Origin of the sequence: Trichococcus sp. ES5 (assembly GCF_900067165.1) — a bacterium.
GTDB classification, from domain to species: domain Bacteria; phylum Bacillota; class Bacilli; order Lactobacillales; family Aerococcaceae; genus Trichococcus; species Trichococcus flocculiformis.
Genome location: NZ_FJND01000013.1, coordinates 35,626 through 55,473 on the forward strand (window position 1 = coordinate 35,626; position 19,848 = coordinate 55,473).

Consider the following 19,848-nt stretch of genomic DNA (forward strand, 5'->3'; position numbering starts at 1 on the left):
GAGGCTGGAATACAATCATCCTAGCCTCCTTTTATATTTATTTTTACCTATAATTTTATTCAGTATATTAAGTAATACGAGTTCAAAGACTTTCATTCTTGTTGTTTTTTTTAATTATTTTTACAAAAAAGGGAGTTATTAATCAAGTACGCATTCAAATAGAATGTATTTATGCTATGTCATTTCCAACAATTTTTTAAGAAATATCAGATAAACGAAATAAGAATTAAAAGGAAAAGAGAGCGAATAATGAAAAAAATCATTAATAAAGTTGAAGATATTGTAATAGAAATGTGTGAAGGTATGGTTAAAGCACACCCAGAACAATTAAGTTTCAACAAAAAATATAAACTTATAACAAGAAAAGAGTTAAATAAAAATAAAGTAAGTTTGATTAGCGGTGGTGGTAGTGGTCATGAACCAGCTCATGGTGGATTTGTAGGTAAAGGTATGCTGGACGTTGCAGTTTGTGGAGATGTGTTTGCCTCTCCTTCAACGATACAGGTTTATAATGCAATTACAGAAACCGAATCAAATAAAGGAACACTTTTGATTATAAAGAACTACTCTGGAGACTGCATGAACTTTGATGGAGCTGCAGAAATGGCTGAAGATGATGATATAAAGGTTGAAAAGGTTTATGTAAACGATGATGTAGCAGTAAAAGACAGCCTTTATACCATTGGAAGAAGAGGTGTTGCAGGCACTGTATTTGTTCATAAAATAGCAGGTGCAGCTGCTGAAAAGGGACATGAACTTTTAAAAGTCAAAACTGCAGCAGAAAAAGCGATACAAAATGTAAGATCCATCGGATTTGCTTTTACCTCATGCACTGTTCCAGCAAAAGGATCACCTACATTCACCCTTGGTGACGATGAAATGGAATTTGGTGTAGGAATTCATGGGGAGCCTGGTATAGCGCGTGAAAAAATAGTATCAGCAGATGAACTTGCGGAAAAAATGCTTAATCGAATTATTGTAGATTTGCCTTATGAATCTGGCGACGACATAGCGCTGATGGTAAACGGATTTGGATCGACTCCATTACAAGAATTATATCTTTTAAATAATTCGGTTAACAAAATTTTGGAAAATAAGAATATAAATGTGTACAAAACTTTTGTGGGCAATTATATGACAGCAATTGATATGAGTGGCGCATCAATCTCCCTTATGAAATTAGATGAAGAGCTGAAAGAGTTATTGGATTATCCATCGGATGCTCCTGCTTTTAAGGTATAGATGCTTAGGTGAGATATTCGTGAGTGATAATTAAATAAAGATAGTTCAACTTCTTGGGAGGAATATATAGTGGAAAATTTATCAGTATCAAATGTAGTGAAAATTGTGGATTATATGAGCGATGTAATTATTGAAAATGAAGTTTATTTCTGTGAATTGGATTCGATTGCAGGAGATGGCGATTTCGGGATGTCTGTTGCTAAGGGATTCAAAGTATTAAAGAACGAATGGGAAGAGCTTCCTAAGGAAGATATTGGGGCATTTCTTAAAGCGTGTGGAATGATTATCACCGAGCACTGCGGAGGTGCTTCCGGTCCTATATGGGGTTCGGCTTTTAGAAGTGCAGCAAAATATGCAAAGGGTAAAACAGAATTAAATTTAAAAGAGATTGCAGAACTTTTCCAGTGTGCTGTGGAGGGAATACAGAAACGTGGAGGAGCCAAGCTTGGTGACAAGACGTTGCTTGATGCTTTAATTCCAGCAACTGAGTCCTTGAAACTGAGTGCTGAAAAGGGAGAGCCTTTCGTAGAGGCGGCTAGAAATAGTGCAGAAGAAGCTGTAAAGGGTGCTGAAAAAACAAAAGAAATGATAGCTTCTAAAGGTAGGGCCACTTATGTCGGTGAGCGAAGCATTAATTTTCCGGATGCTGGAGCTACTGCTATCGGGGTTATATTTAACGAAGTAATACAAAAATTTAAAGCAGAAGAAGCATAGTATATTTTTAGTAATCAATGCCATTGAATACATTTCAAATTTTATTGTATTCATTTAATACAATAGTTCGGTATCATGTAGAAATTTTATTTCTGAAGCCCAATGTGTGAGGGCAAGTATAAAAATTCCCACACAACGGACAAAAGTGATGGGGCCAATAATTATGGATCATATTTTTTCATAGTGTAGCTTTCTGATCTGTTTCAAGTTTCTATATAAAAATAAATAAAAAAACTATTACGATAGGGTTTTAAAATTATTCAGTAGGTATTTATTAAGAGTATCGTGGGTTTTAATTTATTGTAAAAAAAGCTATCTTAGTGAGATTGAAAATAATTATGAAGAGATAGCATCTTCTGATTACCATCATTGCATAACTAGGATTTAACAATAGACAAAAAGCAGTTTTTAGAAAAAGGGGGAATAATGATGAGATCAAAGCGATTTGAAGTGTTGGCTCAGCGGCCTGTAAATCAAGATGGTCTTATAGGTGAATGGTCAGAAGAGGGCTTAATAGCTATGGGAAGCCCAAACGATCCTGACGCATCTATAAAGATTGAAAATGGAGTAATAGTTGAACTTGATGGAAAAAAAAGAGAAGACTTCGATATCATAGACAGATTTATAGCTGACTATGCAATTAATCTAAAAGATGCTGAGAAGTCTATGAGCTTAGAATCGCTTAAAATAGCGCAGATGCTTGTAGATATAAATGTTGGTAGAGCTGAAATTATAAAAATAACAACATCTGTAACTCCAGCTAAAATAGTAGAAGTTGTATCACACATGAATGTAGTAGAAATGATGATGGCTCTTCAAAAAATGAGGGCTAGAAAAACTCCATCAAATCAGTGTCACGTTACAAATTTAAAGGATAACCCAGTGCAGATTGCAGCAGATGCAGCAGAAGCAGGCATCAGAGGCTTCTCGGAACAGGAAACGACAGTTGGGATAGTAAGATATGCGCCATTTAATGCATTAGCGCTTCTTGTAGGTTCTCAAGTAGGTCGTGGAGGGATTTTAACCCAATGTTCTGTTGAAGAAGCTACAGAACTTGACCTAGGTATGAGAGGGCTTACAAGTTACGCAGAAACCGTTTCAGTATACGGAGTTGAAGAAGCATTTACAGATGGAGACGACACTCCGTGGTCAAAAGCATTTTTAGCATCAGCCTATGCTTCAAGAGGACTTAAAATGCGATTTACATCAGGGACAGGTTCAGAAGCACTAATGGGATATTCAGAAGGAAAGTCAATGCTTTACTTGGAAGCAAGGTGTATATATTTAACAAAAGGAGCTGGCGTTCAGGGGCTTCAAAATGGTGCAGTCAGCTGTATAGGAATGACAGGTGCAGTTCCATCTGGAATAAGAGCAGTACTTGCCGAAAACCTTATAACTACTATGCTTGACTTAGAAGTAGCTTCAGCAAATGACCAAACTTTCTCGCATTCAGATATAAGGAGAACTGCCAGGACGCTTATGCAGATGCTTCCTGGAACAGATTTTATATTCTCTGGATACAGTGCAGTTCCAAACTACGACAATATGTTCGCTGGGTCAAATTTTGATGCAGAGGATTTTGATGATTATAATGTGCTCCAAAGAGATTTAAAGGTAGATGGCGGATTAAGACCAGTTTCAGAAGAAGAAACTATTGCAATAAGGAATAAAGCTGCAAAAGCAATACAAGCAGTATTTATGGACCTTGGGTTCCCAGCTATTACTGATGAAGAGGTAGAAGCAGCAACGTACGCTCATGGCAGTAAAGATATGCCGGCTAGAAATGTAGTTGAAGATTTGAAAGCTGCAGAAGAGATGCTTAAAAAGAGAATTACTGGTCTGGATATAGTTAAAGCATTAAGTAGAAATGGATTTGATGATGTAGCAAATAACGTATTAAATATGCTTAAGCAGAGAGTGACTGGAGACTATTTGCAGACATCTGCAATATTGGATAAAAATTTTGATGTTATAAGCGCAGTTAACGATATAAATAATTATATGGGACCTGGAACGGGGTATAGAATCAGTGAAGAGAGATGGGAAGAGATTAAAAACATTCCCAACATAATAAGACCAGAAGATATTGAGTAAGTAATGGAGGTGAAAATTATGAACAATACAGAAAATAAATATGCTATACCAGAGCTTGAGCTCTTAGAAGTAGGAGAAGCAAAAGCTGGTACAAAAGAAAGTGAGGTTGTTATAGGACTTGCTCCAGCTTTCCATAAGTTCCAGAATAAAACGATAGTTAGTATCCCTCACAGTGATGTACTGAAAGAAATTATAGCAGGAATTGAGGAAGAAGGATTAAATGCTCGTGTAGTCAGAATAATTAGAACATCGGATGTGTCATTTATAGCTAATGATGCAGCCAAATTAAGTGGATCAGGAATAGGCATAGGGATTCAATCAAAAGGAACTACGGTTATACACCACAAAGACTTACTTCCTTTAAATAATCTGGAGCTTTTTTCACAGGCCCCATTGATAACACTTGAGACTTATAGGTTGATAGGAAAAAATGCAGCAAAATATGCTAAAGGTGAATCACCAACCCCAGTTCCAATTGTAAACGATCAAATGGCAAGACCTAAGTTTATGGCAAAAGCAGCATTGCTTCATATAAAAGAAACCAAGCACGTAATGGTGGGCAGAAAACCTATAGAAATAGAAGTTAAATTTTAAATTGGAAGGAGGAAAAATTTAATGGAAAAAAGAAATATGAATTCGCAAGACTATCCTTTAGCGACTAAAAGTCCTCAATTTATAAAAACGCCAACTGGAAAGAAATTGGAAGACATAACGCTGGAACAGGTGATAAATGGAGAAATTAAACCTGAAGACGTGAGAATATCTCGGGAAACATTAGAAATGCAAGCACAGATTGCTGAATCAATGAATAGAGATGCTGTAGCTAGAAACTTCAGAAGAGCATCAGAGCTGATAGCGGTTCCAGATGAAAGGTTATTGGTGATATACAACTGCTTAAGGCCATATCGTTCTACAAAAGAAGAACTTTTGGTTATAGCAGAAGAACTTGAAAATATATACAACGCAAAAGTGAATGCACATTTCGTAAGAGAAGCGGCAGAGGTTTATGAACAAAGAGGAAAGCTACGACAAGAGTAAGCAAGCTTTAAGGGAAGGAGAAACATGTGGAAATTATTGCAGGAGTTGATATTGGGAATGCTACAACAGAAGTTGCATTGTCTAAATTGGATAATGGCAAGATAGAATTCCTTTCTAGTGGAATAGTTCCAACAACAGGAATAAAGGGTACAGAAGAAAATACACAAGGAGTTTTCAATTCCTTAGAGCAGGCTTTAAAGAAAGTTTCCATGGAGCTTAAAGATCTTGATCTAGTGCGAGTCAATGAAGCTGCTCCGGTTATTGGGGATGTAGCAATGGAAACTATAACTGAAACGATAATAACTGAATCTACTATGATAGGGCATAATCCTTCTACACCAGGGGGAGTAGGCCTTGGAATAGGGAATACTATATACATAGAAGATTTAGACTCAATTCAGGTAGAAAATCTCACTAAAGATGATCAATTTATAGTTTTGATATTGAAGGATATAAATTTTCTAGAGGCTGCTGCACGGATAAATGCAGGCGTAAAAAGAGGAATAAATATAACAGCAGCTGTAGTTCAGAAAGATGATGGGGTTTTAATAAGTAATAGATTAGAAAGAAAAATACCTATTGTTGACGAAGTGACATTATTAGAAAGAGTTCCAATAGCAATGAAAGCAGCAGTAGAGGTAGCAGATCAAGGAGGCGTAGTAGAAACTTTATCAAATCCTTATGGTATTGCTACCGTCTTCGGACTATCATCAGAACAAACAAAACTTATAGTTCCTGTATCTAGAGCTCTAATTGGAAACAGATCTGCAGTGGTTATAAGGACTCCCAAAGGAGATGTACAGGAAAAAAGAATTCCGGCAGGTAAAATCTATATAGACGGATTAAGGCGTAAAGAAATGGCAGATGTGCAAGATGGAGCTTCAAAAATAATGGAATCAGTTAAATTATGTGCTCCTGTGCAAGATATAAAGGGTGAAGCTGGTACAAATGCTGGCGGCATGCTTGAGAGAGTAAGACAAGTGATGGCTGGGCTAACAAATCAGAAAATAGCGGATATAAAAATTCAGGATCTTTTAGCCGTAGATACTTTTATACCTCAGAAAATAAAGGGCGGTCTAGCAGAAGAGTTCTCTATGGAAAATGCAGTAGGGATAGCTGCTATGGTTAAGGCTGATAAGCTTCAGATGCAGATGATTGCGGACAAACTCCAGGATAAATTAAAGGTTGCGGTAGAAGTTGGAGGAGTGGAAGCGGACATGGCCATAAGAGGGGCTCTCACTACACCAGGAACTAGCTCTCCCCTTGCAATCCTAGATATGGGAGCAGGTTCTACAGATGCATCTGTCATAAATAAACAAGGAGAAATATCTTCTATCCATTTGGCTGGAGCTGGTAACATGGTAACAATGCTGATCAAATCCGAATTAGGGTTAGAAGATTTTGACTTAGCAGAAGATATTAAGAAATATCCGCTAGCAAAGGTAGAAAGTTTGTTCCATATAAGGCATGAAGATGGTACTGTAGAGTTCTTTGAAAATCCACTAAAGCCTTCTGAATTTGCAAAAGTTGTTATATTAAAAGATGGCATGCTGATTCCAATAGATGGACAGAGCTCTTTAGAAAAAATAAGAACCATAAGAAAATCAGCCAAAGAGAAAGTATTTGTTGAGAATTGTATCAGAGCACTAAATATAGTGTCTCCAACTGGAAATATAAGAGATATAGAGTTTGTAGTATTGGTAGGAGGATCTTCTCTAGATTTTGAGGTGCCTCATCTAGTTACCGATGCCCTCTCTCAGTATGGAATAGTAGCGGGAAGAGGCAACATAAGAGGAATAGAGGGGCCAAGAAATGCTGTAGCAACAGGACTTGTTTTAGCGTTAAACGGAAGTAGGCAGAAAGCTGATGAAAAATAATAAGTACGAGAAACCAAGTATATGTATTTTTTGCTCTTCGGAAATCAAGGACATATCAAATTTTAGTGATTTGTTCTTTGGTATAGAAGAAGAAGGTATTCCGTATGAAATTAAAAGGAAAAAAGAGTCGGATGCCTCTGAGTTAAGCTATCGAGCTGCACAAGAGTCAAGGTTAGCTGTTGGCATAGGAATCCATAAAAGTGGAGAAATAGCATTAACTTTTAATAAGCTGAAAAAGGACGAACCTTTATTTAGCGCACATCTGAACTCTGGAGAAAACATTCTGAGAAATTTAGGTGCGAATGCAGGAAGGTTGGTTAAGGGGATATCGTTTAAATAAATTTCAGGAGGGATTGTATGAGTCGGATTTATACTAGAACTGGAGATAAGGGTACGACAGCATTATTTGGAGGTAGTCGAGTAGAAAAAGATAATTTAAGGGTAGAAGCCTACGGAACTATAGATGAAGTTATCTCTTCCATGGGAGTTGCCTATTCCTTTATACAGGATGAAGAACTTAAAAATGAAATAGCGTATATCCAAAAGCAGTTATTCGTATTAGGTGCAGAACTCGCTAGTGATGAAAAAGGTCTAAAGAATCTAAAGGAAATAATTCAGCAGAACGATATAGATGAGTTAGAAAAAATTATAGATAAATATATGGAGAAAGCAGGGCTTTTTAAAGGATTTGTAACTCCTGGTAAGAGTACCGCATCAGCAATGCTCCATGTAGCAAGAACTGTTGCAAGAAGGGCAGAGAGAGCAATAATAACCTTGAACAGAGAAAATCAGGTAAGAGAAGAAATAAAAAAATATGTAAATCGCCTGACAGATGCCTTATATGCTATGGCCAGATTTGAAGAAGAAAAGTAAAAATCTGTTTATGAGAGGATAAGAGTCATGAAAAAGTTAAGAGAAATGAAACAATTAAGCTTGGAGATTGTGAAGGAGATGGCTGCAGCAGCAGAAGCAAAAGCAGGTGACATAAATGTACAAGTAGTATTTGCGGCAGTAGATGTAGGTGCTAACTTAATGCTTATGCATAGGATGGAAGATGCCTTTATAACAAGTACAGAAATAGCTATAAATAAAGCGTTTACTTCAGCGGCCTTAAAAAAAGGAACGCATGAAGTGACTCCAGACATTCAACCAGGAGAAAGTCTTTATGGGCTGCAGTTAACAAATAACTGCAAAATAGTACCGTTTGGTGGAGGCCTTCCAATAATAGTTGATGGACAAGTTGTAGGTGCAGTTGGAGTAAGTGGTGGAACCGTTCAAGAAGATATGGCGATAGCAAAGGCCGCTATAGAGGTTTTTGAAAAACAGTTTTAATATTAAAAATTCACGTTTGCATTCAAAAAAACGAATCGACCATTTTTTTTGAAGCGGTTGGATAAGCCGTAAGGGTTAGTTTCCGCCAATCCAACACTAGCAAGGTTTTTTATGCGAAAAGAATGTTTTCCAGTTAATTACAATACAGTAGAATATCGGAGAATCGTTATTTTCGCTAATACGGATGTCAATCATAACATATCGTGCGAAATCCCGATACCATTATGAAAATTTGACTGACTTAGTAAAATACCAAATATCTGCTCAAAAAAATGAATCGCAGAAGAACTCAATTCCTGATTTGTATGATTATTTTGTAAATATAGTGGCCACAGCGCATCTCTCCTTAACAATTCTTATGTAATGATTACATTTATTTAAAGAGAGGTGTCTTTTTGCACATATTTTGTAGATCACACATTCAGAGAATCAAATACAGCAACGAGGTAGCTTATATTCTCAGCTGCAAAAGTTGTGCTAAGAAGAAAATTAATATTTACCTCAGAATTGAAAGGATGACAAGGATGTCAAAATATCTAGCGGAAATGTTAGGAACTATGGTTCTAATAATCCTAGGAGATGGAGTAGTTGCTAACGTATTATTAGATAAAACAAAAGGGCAAAATTCCGGGTGGATTGTAATTACAACAGGATGGGGTTTAGGTGTTACTATAGCAGTTTTTATATTTGGTCCTATCAGTGGAGCTCATATTAATCCAGCTGTAACACTTGGGCTTGCAATGATAGGGAAATTCCCTTGGAGCAGTGTTCCTGGGTATATTGCTGCTCAGCTTATAGGTGGATTTTTAGGTGCATTAATAGTTTGGTTATTTTATAAAAATCATTTTAATGAAGGTGATGATCAAGGTGCAAAACTTGCTGTATTTTGTACAGGACCAGCAATCAATGATACGTTATCAAATTTTTTCAGCGAATTTATTGGTACATTTTTATTAGTTTTTGCTTCGTTAGGTCTTAATAATACACCAATGGTCAATGGACTAGCACCTGTGGCTTCGGGTCTTATCGTCTGGTCAATAGGAATTTCTTTAGGGGGAACTACAGGTTATGCAATAAATCCAGCCAGAGATTTTGGTCCTCGTCTGGCACACTATATTGTACCTATACGTGGTAAAGGAGATTCAGAGTGGAGGTATGCTTGGATTCCAGTAATCGGCCCTGTCATTGGAGGAATGACTGCAGCGGTAGTTTTTAATAATATTTTTTAATTAACACAACGTTTATGCAGATTAAAAAATGGATTTCGATTTATTGTCCAAAACCTAAAGGGGCAAGTTGTTTTTTCGATAATCCTTTTATAGAAACAAAAAATATAAAAATAGACATTTGTCAGAGCTAAAATTTGGCAGTATGGGAAAATAATAGGGGTGTAAAATATGAAGAAATTATTACTTGTATTATCTTTAAGTTTTGTTTTGTACGGCTGTTCAACAACAGAGACATTAGACACATCATCTGAAGGAATCGTTTTATCCGAGGAAGTCAGCTCGGAAGCAGCGGAGACAGTTAGTGTTACAATCTCTTTGACGGATGGCGGCACAGTCATCGCAGGATCTGAAAAAACGGTTGAGGTCGAAGCAGGCGCAAACTTGTTGGCTGTCATGAGAGAAAATTATGCAATCGAAGAAGCTGACGGATTTATCACTGCCATCGACGGCCAAACACAAGTGGAAGAGACAGCCGAAACAAAAGCCAAATATTGGTTGTTTGATGTAAATGGCGAGTCTTCGATGGTCGGAGCCGCTGATGTGGCGCTCCAAGAAGGAGACGTAATCGTGTGGAACCTGACAGAAATGTAAAGAAGACTGTGGGTTTCGGGGTGAGGCGGCTAGCACTGTTGTCGATTTTGACGGCTTTGTGCTACGTCGGGAGGATGGTGTTCCAGTTCATCCCGAATGTGCAGCCGGTGACAGCCGTGCTGATCATCCTGACACTTACATTGGGCATGGCGGATGGGTTTATTGTAGCCATCCTGTCGATTGTTTTGACCAACTTCCTGCTGGGAATGGGACCGTGGACGATTGCACAGATCGCCAGTTTCGGCTTTCTGATCGTGGTCACGGGTGTGTTCGTCAAGCCGTTCTACTGCACAAATCAAAAAAAGATCCACAGAATCCTATTTGCACTGTTTGCCTTTTTCGGAGGACTGCTGTACGGATTCGTCATCTCTGTCATTTCCGTAAAATTGATGGGTATCAATAGTTTTTGGGCCTATTACATCGCCGGCATTCCTTTCGATCTCCTTCACGGACTGGGGAATGCCGGATTCTATCTGATTCTGGAGCCGATTTTGGTGCCCTTGTTAGCAGCATATAAAAAAAGATATTGAACAAAAATCCTATGAGGAGAGCGTTCTCGTTTAAGAGAACCTTCTATGTATTTTTAAGGTATCATGATATTTACCATCCAAAACTATCACTAGTGATAGTTTTTATTACTAGACAGTGATATGAAGTAAGCGCCAAATAATCAGGTATATACTGCAACACGAATAACCCTGCTACAATATGGATATCATATCGTAGTAGGGTTATTTGCAGTTTACCTGGACATTTTCATTCCATGGCAAATAATCCTCAAGAAGTTCGGGCTCCTCTTTGAAGGGAGTGTTCGGAAGTTCCTTGAACAAATACGTCAGGTATTTGAATACATTCAGATTATTTGCTTTGGCAGTCTCAATGATGCTGTAGGCAATGCTGCTTGATTCAGCGCCCTTAGGGCTGGCATAAAAGTTCCAGGCTTTACGGCCGACCACGAATGGTCTGATGCTACGTTCGGCCAAATTGTTCGAAATTTGGCATTCACCGTCCAAAAGATAATTCATCAGGTACGGTTTCTGTTTCTTGGCATAGCTAAGAGCTTTTCCAAGAACGGAACTTGGCAGCGCGTTGGTCGTTTCAACCCATCCCCAGAATGCCTTAAGTACCGGAATCGCCTTCTTTTTCCTTTTCTTCAAGCGTTCCTCAGGTGGCAGATGTGCAATCTCTTTTTCAATACTAAAAAGAGCATTGCAATAATCCAGTCCAATTTCACATTGTGACTTTTTGCCGGTACTAGTTTTAGGAACTCCTTCGTGGAATTTTCGCCGAATATGCGCAAGACAACCTACACGCGTCACATTCTTTACCTTGTTATACCCCTCATAGCCATCGCAATGGATATAACCCGTATACCCCGATAAAAATTTCTCCGCATTTTCCCCTGCACGCGTAGGCGAATACTGGTAAAGAATGATTTGTTGATCGACATCCGTGCTATTCCGATAGAGCCACATATACGAATTTGAAGTGGCTTTCCTATTGGGTTCGTTCAAAACTTGCGTGGTTGTTTCGTCAACAAATAGGCAGTTGGCGGTCAATAATTTCTGGTGAAGCAGGTTATAGAGCGGCTTCAGCCAAAGTTCGGCAGCTTTGATTACCCAATTGGCCATTGTAGTTCGGCTCAAGGCAATACCGTAATTTTGCCATTCTTTTTCTTGACGATGGAACGGCAAGGACATTTCATATTTTTGATGAAATAGCCAAGCCACCGAACTAGCGGAGGCCAAACTTTTAGGAATGACAGGTCTCGGCAACTCTGCCTTAACGATGGCGTCTGCACCGTCTTTTTTACAACAAGGGCATTCGTAGGCATGGCGATAGATTTTTCTAACTTTTAGATGTGCCGGGATGAATTCTACCTCTTCGCGGATGTATTCGCGACCAATTGGTCGCAAGTCGGTATTGCACCATTCGCAGTTGGAATCATCCTTATGGAGAATACAGTCGACCTCTATCACTGGCAGATCTTTGATCAATCGCGCTTTATGCCCAGGAGTTCTTCTTTTACGCCCAAACTGTTCCACTTATTTGGGCTCTACTGCAGACTTGTCGGCTACAATTTCGGCCTCATTGAAAATATTGAGTTCTTCAGTGTTGAATAGATTGATTTGATTTTCATCGGCAGGCGTGCTTTTTTCGCTGGAATGACCATAAAGTTTCTGCGTTAGTACTTGGACTTGTTCAGTCAATAGAGCAATTTGCGTAACCAACTGCTTATTTTGCTCAAGCAACATTTTTTCCATCTCAGTCATTCCCAACACACCTCCATTCCGATTCATAGCCTCCTTATTATACCAAGAAATGACACTGAAAACAGCCACAAATGTTGTCTAATCAACAGTTGTGGCTATTTTTAATGGAAATATCCGGGGGTTACCTTTTTAATTGCCTTCGGCTGTTCTATGGATAACCCCTCCAATAACCACCGCAGCTCTTGCTGAGAAATATTTCTCACCTCTGAGCTCGATCGCGGCCATTGAATGACGCCGTTCTCTAAACTCTTGTACAGCAATATAAACCCGTCTCCATCCCAATGGAGTGCTTTGTATTTATTCCTGCCACCTCCGCAAAATAGGAAGAGGCAGTCATCAAATACATCCATATCAAATTGATCCTGAACAAGAGCAGCCAGGCCATCAATTGACTTACGCATATCGGTTTTTCCGCAAACAAGGTAAATGTGCTTAACCTTGGTGTAATCAACAATCATCCGTCACAGCTCCTTCAACAAAGCGTACAGGATGTATTTTTCAATGCCTTGATATACTGAAACCGTTCGGTTTCGAACTGTATCCTTTATTTCAAAAGCAAGTTGTCGTTCGTGCGGTATTGGATCAAAATCAATTTGATTATCTAACTGAATAGGAACAATGTCCGGCTGTCTTTCCATTTGGGTACCTCCGTTATATATGATAACTGAAGTATAAATGGAAAAACTCCTCCCGAAAATCTACCTGATTATTTGGCGCTTACATTACTCCCACCTTTTCTATACACGAATTCATTTGAGTTTACCATATAATCGTGTGTTCATAGCCTTCATAAAAAAATAACCCTATAGGTATAGGGTTCCGGATACATGATTTTATCTAATTTCATGTATGAATAAAAAATGGCTATCTTAGACCGTATTCTGCATCGAGCGGAGGTCGTTCACATGAATGAAGCTAGCTACCGTATGAAACATCGCCAGAGCATGTTTGTGAGCGAAAGTGTTCAAAATTAATTGGCGTTAACTGTTCAATTCTACTTGACGCTGACACCATATAAATGTTCCTACTACTTCGATTGCTACACCTTCCATTTTTAGATTGAACAATTTATTAATAATATCCTTAAACTGTTCGGGTGTTTCTGTTGTTTCTTTGGTGTAAGTTTCACCTTCTTTATTCTTATGAGTGTTTTTAAGTTTGCTAAACAGTTCGTCATATTCATTGTTCAAAAATTTCATTTCTTCTTCATTACCGCCACAATCGGGGTGTAACTTCAAAGCTAACTTTTTATAGGCTTTTTTCAATTCTTCCAATGTTTCAACGTTTTTAATGTATTTCATTTTTATAAGCATTCCTTTCGCTTCGCTCAAGGCACAAAACGAAATGAAAATCGTTGCGCCTTCGGCGTATATTATTGTATTCTTCCCCTGTAGAGTAGTTGTACACTACAAATCACGGAGGAGTGAGTAGCCCTATTTGACATTCTATAGGACTGCATTTTTATATGTGTCATTATTCCTTCAAGTACAAATAAGTGTGACAGTGAGCACGTAAACTTATCTTTGCAAAAGCGATCCATATATTTAGGAATAATAGTCACTGCAACACTCTACTATCCTTAAAGAAAGGAGGAAAAACTGATGTTGAAAATTGTTTATCCTATTTGTTGTGGAATAGATGTCCACAAAACGTTCGTGGTAGCCTGTATTGCCATCACAGACAACAAGGGAATCACAACTTACAAACGCCATCGCTTCTCGACATTCACACAAGGATTGAGAGAGCTGTTACAGTGGCTAGAGTTATTCTCTTGTTTTGATGTCTGTATGGAATCTACGGGGAAATACTGGATCCCTGTATACAATATTCTGGAACCTTCGGTTAATATTACCCTTGCCCATCCGAAATATGTGAAAGCAATTCGCGGAAAAAAGACAGATACAAAGGATGCCCAATGGATAGCTGAGTTATTCAAACACGATTTGGTTGCAGGTAGTTTCATGCCACCACTAGCGATTCGTGAATTGCGTGATTTAATGCGCTACCGGTTCAAATTAACCAATTTTGCGTCCAGTGAAAAGAACAGATTTCAAAATTCTCTAACCGTATCCAATATTCAGATCGCTAGTGTTGTTTCCGACACATTCGGAAAAAGTGCGTTGAAAATTATCGAACGCATCCTAGAAGATCCTGAGCAGTCCATGCTTACGGCAGAAGAATTAGAGAGCTTGATTCACGGTCGCCTAATAAAGAAATTACCCGAACTTGAATTAGCAGTGGACGGTTTTATTACACCGGAACAAAAGATAAAGCTGAAGATCATTAAAGAACACTTTGATGCATTAACACTATGCAAAAAACACTTAGAAGAAACTATCCTCGAACTCGCCCAGCCTTACCAAAATGAAATCCAACTCATTCAAACTTCTCCTGGATTTAAAAATGAACTATCCGTAGTCGCATTAATTTCGGAAATTGGTGTTGATATGTCTGAATTTCATTCCTCTAAACATCTCTGTTCTTGGGCAGGATTAGCACCCACAAATAATGAAAGTGCAGGGAAGAAAAAATCCGTAAGGATTTCCAAAGCTGGCTGCTATCTCAAACCATTACTGGTTCAAATAGCCAATGCCGTTGTCAAAAGTACAAAATATCCTGAAATTAGAAATAAATATCTCAATATCAAAAAAAGAAGGGGCCATAAAAAAGCAATCATCGCTATAGCCCGTAAACTCTTAACGGCTATCTATCATATGTTGAAAAACCAGGAAGTTTATCAGGCTCAACTGTTTTCCGATATGATCGATATCCCTACTTCACGAGAAATAACCACAGAACAAGCTCTTAAATTAATTAAGAGACAGGGCTATAAAATTACATCCGTTATATGAAAACCTATCGCTTATTTTTCGTAAGTGTTTATAGGTTTATTTGGAATACCTTTTTATACGATATAAGCTCTATCTTGTTAATTATTATTTTCAAACTTATCATTCCTTTTCTTTTTGATTTTTGGCTTTTTGACAACCATTTTTGTTAGGCGTTTGAGGAAGTGAAGCTGTTTTCCTCATGTTTTAAAAGCTAGAAATAAATTACAGTGTATGTTCCTTTCTTTTTTCGTTTAGTTGGTTCATTTTCGCCAGTCTGTTCGTGTCGTTTGCTGTGACGAGAACGCAACATAGACACAAAGAAAACACAAGGGCGAGCTTGCTCGTTTATATACCCTTGTATTTTCGACTGGATATGTTAAGGTAACAAACAGTAAATGACACGTTACAGAATGCAAAATGTAGCAACTGAAAAAAGAAAGAATGCTGTTGTGTGCTTTATTTCTCGATCTGCTTTTAAAAAATGAGGAAATTTTTTTATAAAAAAAGAGTAGTTACCGTTTTTTGGTAACTACTCTTTTCTTATGATGCATGATATACCACTAGTAACTACTATTTTTTAAAAAACATACGCTTTATCATTAGCTTCTTTCATCGAATCGACTATTTGCCCTGGTTTGTTAGCGTCTCCGACCACCATTACATGAGCAAAAGATTCTTGAATTGATTTTACAAATGATCTACGAGGAGTCACACCGAGAGCGAGGACGACTGAGTCACATGGCAACTCATGTTCAAATCCCATATCAGGCTCCTTGAGCAATACATGGTTGCCATTGATTTTATCTAACATCCGATTGGTTTGAATAGAAACATTTGCTTCTTTCAAGTGATTTAAAAGCATCATTCTATTACTTGTATACAACGCGTTACCTACACTATTTGACATTTCAACCACGGTGACGTGATTATTCATTGCCATGACTTCGGCTGTTTCTAGCCCTGTCACACCACCACCGATGATGACGACCTTTTGATTTTCTATTGTCACTTTTTTTAATAGAACATCTTCAGCAGTAACGACATGTTCTTGTTCGACACCTTCGATTCGAGGAACAATTGGGCTACCTCCACACGCAACGACAACACCAAATGGATTCATCTCTTGTAACCATTCGATTGTGACTTCCTGATTCAATATAACTGTCACTCCAGCATCTCTTATTTCTGCGGCTAGAGTCTTAATTAACTCACCAATCATTTGTTTTGCTGGTGGTTGTTCAGCTGTTTTTAATGTCCCACCTAGTGAGTCAGTTTTTTCGACTAACGTCACCCGATACCCCCGCTTAGCCAATACAATAGCTGCGTGCATTCCACCAGGCCCTGCACCGACAACAACTACCTCACGTCCATCCCCATCTTTTATCAGAGTTTGGTCGTTGTACCGTAGTTCTCTTCCAACAATCGGATTGACCGTACATTCGATTGGCTTACCATTAGAGACCGCTTTAAAACATTCCAAACAACCAATACATTTATGGATGAGTTCCTCTTGACGTGCTTTCGCCTTATTAGGCCAGTATGGATCAGCTAAAAAGGCTCTACCAAATGATGCAAAGTCGCAAATTCCTTCTTCTAAGAACAGTTCAGCTGTTTTCGGATATTTTAAATTATTTACTGCAATAACAGGAATCGATACTTCTTCACGAATAGCTTTTGCTAAATGTTTTTTCCAGCCTTCTGGTAAAAATTGTGGTTCGATGACTGCATACCCAGTTTCGTAAGTCCCTGCGCTTACATCAATGGCAGCAACGCCTTGCGCTTCTAGTATTTTTGCGATTTGAATGGTATCTTCAAGCTTTAGGCCACCTTCGATGAACTCATCGGCACTTATGCGGACTGATACAGGAAACTTAGGACCACATGCAGCTTGAATCCCTTTGACAATACTCGTTAAAAACGTTAGTCGTTTAAAGAAATCACCGCCATATTTATCCGTTCTCTTATTTGTATAAGGACTCAAAAATTCATTAATTAGATAGCCGTGTGCTCCGTGAAGCTCTACACCATCGAACCCCGCCGTTTTAGCAACCACTGCTCCTCTAATAAACTTCTCAACGAGGTCATCGCATTCTTCAGTTGTTAATGCACGAGGCATTTCTTTTACTACCCCACAAGGAATCGCGCTGGGTGCGACAGGTTGAACACCATTTAATAAACTTCTTGACACCTGGCGACCAGGATGATGCAATTGCAAAAAGATTTTACTATCATATTTGTGCACAGCCTCAGTTAATTGAACCAGTTTACGAATGTATTTACCTGATGTCACACTCAACTGTCCAGGTTCACCAATACCAGTCACATCATCAATACGAGCGATTTCAGTAATGATTAAGCCGCATCCCCCTTTGGCACGTTCTTCATAATAACGAATGACTTCATCCGTCGCCTCACCGGTAAAACTTGAAAGACTTGTACCCATAGGCGGCATAACAATTCGATTTTTGATTTCTACTGATCCGATCATTCCAGTAGCAAATAGTTTTTCATACATACGATTTCCTCCTAAAAAAATAGAACTTCAACAAGTTCATTTTATCACAATACAAGGAAATCTGACTATGTGCTAAAGTCTAAAATCACAGTCCTGAATTGTACATGATGCACACTTCGTACTAGAGATGCGTTCAAATGCGTGAAAAGCCAATTGTAAAAGTTGATTTTTAGCAAAATTTTTATATTCGTCCTGATAACAGACGACATAATAAGAAAATATTTGGTAGGAAATCAATAATTGCGCAAGGATGACGGAATTAGAATAGGAAAATTCACCTATTTCGCTCGCTCGTTTCAACTTATAACGGACAGTATTTCTATGGATGGACAGACAAATAGCTGTATGATTGACATTTTCATGTTGCAATAAATACGTATACAACGTCTCAAATAAGTCTGTATGATGTGCCAAATCATAGTGGATTAACTTTTGAAGTACTGGATGGAAATATTTTTGCTTCACTTGTTCAATTGGCATACTTGGCAACAGTGCATAAAGATTGACCTCATAGTACTCTGTAAGGGGCTTAACCGGTAGTGAAAATCGTGCCAGTCGATCGCATTCCAATGCCTCTATATACGCTTGGTTTGTCTGTAATAAATCCGAAAAATCCGCACTGACACTAATTTTGAGTCCGTGCTTTGTTGCAAAGGCAGATAGGCTTTCTTTGTTGGTCTGAAAGCTTATACTATCAAAAAGAATCACTACTTTCTCTTGATAGACAGCCGCTGTTTTCATTTGAAGTAACTCCTGAAATCTAGCCTGAATCTCTCTCAACGTCATACGTGAACGGCTTGTTGAATGCGACTGTTGCCAAAAATCAATGATTAGTAGTCGCCAATTACTAATTTGTAATAGTTGCTTATTTTCTATCCGTTCAGCTAGTTCCTTTGATGAATGAATGGATTGGTCTAATAAGTCAATCACAATCATTTCAGTATTATGAGTGGATAACCGATTTCGCTCATTCTTGGATAGTAGCTCTGAGACCATCTTTCCTAAAATATCAATCAGTATTTTATCATCTGATGTCAATTCGCGTTGAGAGTCAAACATAAGTAAAAAGCCTAGTTCTACTCCTCTATTCTTAACAACGTTCACTAATTTCGTGTCGTGAGAAATCTGACATGGAAAAAAATAAGGCGATTCATCACTAACCGTCACATGAGCTAACTGCTTTGCTTTAAAAACATATTCAACTGAACAAAACCCTCTGTTCACATAGGATTGCCAATAAGGATCAGTAATGTTTTCAGCATTCGAATGAGACACGATTTTATAGGAATTATCCAGTAATACCAAGGGATTCCCCAATACATTCGCACTTTTTTCCAAAAATTCATTTATCGTCGGACTACCCAGATACACGTCTAGCATGCCAGCTTTCATTTGAATAAGATCTTCCATCAAGAACGCCTCTCTTTTGAGTTTTCTATCGTTCATTATATCACAATCACACGTCGCTTGTGAACACAGAAAGGAGTTAGTTTAGCAGTAAAGGTGAATGTCCAGATACATCTCGTAAAACCAAGTCAACTCGTTAGTATCGTAAGTTTCATAAAAAAAAGCAAGTAACATAGTAAGGAATTACGGTTCTATAATATTTGGTGTTGTTACTCACATTGAGTAACAACACCAAATATTATAGAACCCCTTTTTTAAGGTTTAAAGTCCTGGAAGTTTAGGTGTCTTAGGTATTGGTGGTGTAGGTGGCTGCAAGCTTTCCATTTTTTATTGAATTGCTTTAAATTCAGGGGTTTCTTGGTGTTGATTTTGAACCATTTTTTGCTCTATTCTCTCCAAAGTCGGTTGAATTTCTTTCCCGAATTGCTTCACGTGATAGTGATAGGTTGCTTCTGTTCCAATCCCCTCAACTTCTTGTAAAATTTTTATCGCTTCTTCATCATCAACCGTTTTATTCGCCGTTTTCATAGCTGTTAAAAGTGTACCCTCTGTAAAAGCTTTTGGCGTGTTATTTCTTCTTCAGTTACTGCTTCGGTTGGGGTACAAGCGCTGAGCAACATCATACTGCTCATAGCCCACACTAACTTTCTTCCTTTTATCATGCGTTTCACCCCTTCTTTAAATTGAAACTAAAAAGAATCCTAT

Annotated in this window: 20 protein-coding genes and 2 pseudogenes; 14 read left to right on the forward strand and 8 right to left on the reverse strand. The window is 38.1% G+C overall.

What is annotated here, in order from left to right:
• The first annotated feature begins 249 nt into the window (after positions 1 to 249).
• The 12 genes from dhaK to TES5_RS10405 all read left to right on the forward strand — a co-directional run bounded on the left by dhaK (position 250) and on the right by TES5_RS10405 (position 10,647).
• The gene (gene dhaK / locus TES5_RS15370; protein ID WP_068561851.1) at positions 250 to 1,242 is read left to right on the forward strand and encodes a dihydroxyacetone kinase subunit DhaK; all 993 of its coding nucleotides are present in this window, start codon (positions 250 to 252) and stop codon (positions 1,240 to 1,242) included.
• A gap of 69 nt (positions 1,243 to 1,311) precedes the next feature.
• A complete protein-coding gene (gene dhaL / locus TES5_RS15375; protein WP_072763841.1) occupies positions 1,312 to 1,956 on the forward strand; it encodes a dihydroxyacetone kinase subunit DhaL in 645 nt (214 codons plus the stop codon).
• A gap of 429 nt (positions 1,957 to 2,385) precedes the next feature.
• Positions 2,386 to 4,050, forward strand: coding sequence for a propanediol/glycerol family dehydratase large subunit (locus TES5_RS10360; RefSeq protein WP_068561794.1), 1,665 nt, complete (start codon positions 2,386 to 2,388; stop codon positions 4,048 to 4,050).
• A gap of 18 nt (positions 4,051 to 4,068) precedes the next feature.
• Positions 4,069 to 4,644, forward strand: coding sequence for a propanediol/glycerol family dehydratase medium subunit (locus tag TES5_RS10365; RefSeq protein ID WP_068561795.1), 576 nt, complete (start codon positions 4,069 to 4,071; stop codon positions 4,642 to 4,644).
• A gap of 21 nt (positions 4,645 to 4,665) precedes the next feature.
• Positions 4,666 to 5,088, forward strand: a complete 423-nt coding sequence (locus TES5_RS10370) for a diol dehydratase small subunit (RefSeq protein ID WP_068561797.1) — start codon at positions 4,666 to 4,668, stop codon at positions 5,086 to 5,088.
• Positions 5,089 to 5,114: 26 nt separating this feature from the next.
• Complete coding sequence (locus tag TES5_RS10375; RefSeq protein ID WP_068561798.1) at positions 5,115 to 6,965, forward strand: diol dehydratase reactivase subunit alpha; 1,851 nt, start codon at positions 5,115 to 5,117, stop codon at positions 6,963 to 6,965.
• Positions 6,955 to 7,305, forward strand: coding sequence for a glycerol dehydratase reactivase beta/small subunit family protein (locus tag TES5_RS10380; protein ID WP_068561800.1), 351 nt, complete (start codon positions 6,955 to 6,957; stop codon positions 7,303 to 7,305). The genes TES5_RS10375 and TES5_RS10380 overlap by 11 nt, the downstream gene beginning before the upstream one ends.
• Before the next feature lie 17 nt (positions 7,306 to 7,322).
• Complete coding sequence (locus tag TES5_RS10385; RefSeq protein WP_068561802.1) at positions 7,323 to 7,838, forward strand: cob(I)yrinic acid a,c-diamide adenosyltransferase; 516 nt, start codon at positions 7,323 to 7,325, stop codon at positions 7,836 to 7,838.
• A gap of 27 nt (positions 7,839 to 7,865) precedes the next feature.
• Positions 7,866 to 8,297 (forward strand): GlcG/HbpS family heme-binding protein, encoded by a 432-nt coding sequence (locus TES5_RS10390; RefSeq protein WP_068561804.1) that lies wholly within the window; start codon positions 7,866 to 7,868, stop codon positions 8,295 to 8,297.
• Between the two features lie 515 nt (positions 8,298 to 8,812).
• Positions 8,813 to 9,526, forward strand: a complete 714-nt coding sequence (locus TES5_RS10395) for an MIP/aquaporin family protein (protein ID WP_342746128.1) — start codon at positions 8,813 to 8,815, stop codon at positions 9,524 to 9,526.
• A 168-nt stretch (positions 9,527 to 9,694) separates the two neighbouring features.
• Positions 9,695 to 10,117 carry a DUF4430 domain-containing protein gene (locus TES5_RS10400; RefSeq protein ID WP_068561806.1) on the forward strand — a complete coding sequence of 141 codons (423 nt, stop codon included), beginning with the start codon at positions 9,695 to 9,697 and terminating at the stop codon, positions 10,115 to 10,117.
• Positions 10,096 to 10,647, forward strand: coding sequence for an ECF transporter S component (locus tag TES5_RS10405; protein ID WP_068561808.1), 552 nt, complete (start codon positions 10,096 to 10,098; stop codon positions 10,645 to 10,647). Before TES5_RS10400 ends, TES5_RS10405 begins: the two co-directional genes overlap by 22 nt.
• A gap of 201 nt (positions 10,648 to 10,848) precedes the next feature.
• Here TES5_RS10405 and TES5_RS10410 read toward each other — a convergent pair whose 3' ends face one another.
• The 4 genes from TES5_RS10410 to TES5_RS15230 all read right to left on the reverse strand — a co-directional run bounded on the left by TES5_RS10410 (position 10,849) and on the right by TES5_RS15230 (position 13,028).
• On the reverse strand, positions 10,849 to 12,162 hold the full coding sequence (locus TES5_RS10410) for an IS66 family transposase (protein ID WP_083546564.1): 1,314 nt from the start codon (positions 12,160 to 12,162) through the stop codon (positions 10,849 to 10,851).
• Entirely contained in the window at positions 12,163 to 12,390 is a 228-nt protein-coding gene (locus tag TES5_RS14990) for an IS66 family transposase (protein WP_083546565.1), read from the reverse strand.
• A 101-nt stretch (positions 12,391 to 12,491) separates the two neighbouring features.
• The gene (gene tnpB / locus TES5_RS10415; RefSeq protein ID WP_068561810.1) at positions 12,492 to 12,848 is read right to left on the reverse strand and encodes an IS66 family insertion sequence element accessory protein TnpB; all 357 of its coding nucleotides are present in this window, start codon (positions 12,846 to 12,848) and stop codon (positions 12,492 to 12,494) included.
• Positions 12,849 to 12,851: 3 nt separating this feature from the next.
• Complete coding sequence (locus TES5_RS15230; protein WP_157080409.1) at positions 12,852 to 13,028, reverse strand: hypothetical protein; 177 nt, start codon at positions 13,026 to 13,028, stop codon at positions 12,852 to 12,854.
• 222 nt (positions 13,029 to 13,250) lie between these two features.
• On the opposite strand from TES5_RS15230, the gene TES5_RS15600 reads away from it, so the two are divergent.
• The gene (locus TES5_RS15600; protein ID WP_274875485.1) at positions 13,251 to 13,364 is read left to right on the forward strand and encodes an ATP-binding protein; all 114 of its coding nucleotides are present in this window, start codon (positions 13,251 to 13,253) and stop codon (positions 13,362 to 13,364) included.
• Positions 13,365 to 13,400: 36 nt separating this feature from the next.
• On the opposite strand, the pseudogene TES5_RS10420 reads toward TES5_RS15600, so the two are convergent.
• Positions 13,401 to 13,691, reverse strand: a pseudogene (locus tag TES5_RS10420) (DnaJ domain-containing protein); the annotation flags it as partial.
• 300 nt (positions 13,692 to 13,991) lie between these two features.
• Between TES5_RS10420 and TES5_RS10425 the strand changes: the two are divergent.
• Positions 13,992 to 15,242: an IS110 family RNA-guided transposase gene (locus TES5_RS10425; protein ID WP_198143338.1), complete on the forward strand. Its 1,251-nt coding sequence runs from the start codon at positions 13,992 to 13,994 to the stop codon at positions 15,240 to 15,242.
• Positions 15,243 to 15,798: 556 nt separating this feature from the next.
• Here TES5_RS10425 and TES5_RS10430 read toward each other — a convergent pair.
• The 3 genes and pseudogenes from TES5_RS10430 to TES5_RS14995 form a co-directional block, all read right to left on the reverse strand.
• The gene (locus tag TES5_RS10430) at positions 15,799 to 17,736 is read right to left on the reverse strand and encodes an oxidoreductase (protein ID WP_068561814.1); all 1,938 of its coding nucleotides are present in this window, start codon (positions 17,734 to 17,736) and stop codon (positions 15,799 to 15,801) included.
• 72 nt (positions 17,737 to 17,808) lie between these two features.
• Positions 17,809 to 19,146 (reverse strand): PucR family transcriptional regulator, encoded by a 1,338-nt coding sequence (locus tag TES5_RS10435; protein ID WP_068561815.1) that lies wholly within the window; start codon positions 19,144 to 19,146, stop codon positions 17,809 to 17,811.
• Between the two features lie 258 nt (positions 19,147 to 19,404).
• Positions 19,405 to 19,566: pseudogene (locus tag TES5_RS14995) on the reverse strand (toxin zeta); the annotation flags it as partial.
• Positions 19,567 to 19,848 lie beyond the last annotated feature (282 nt).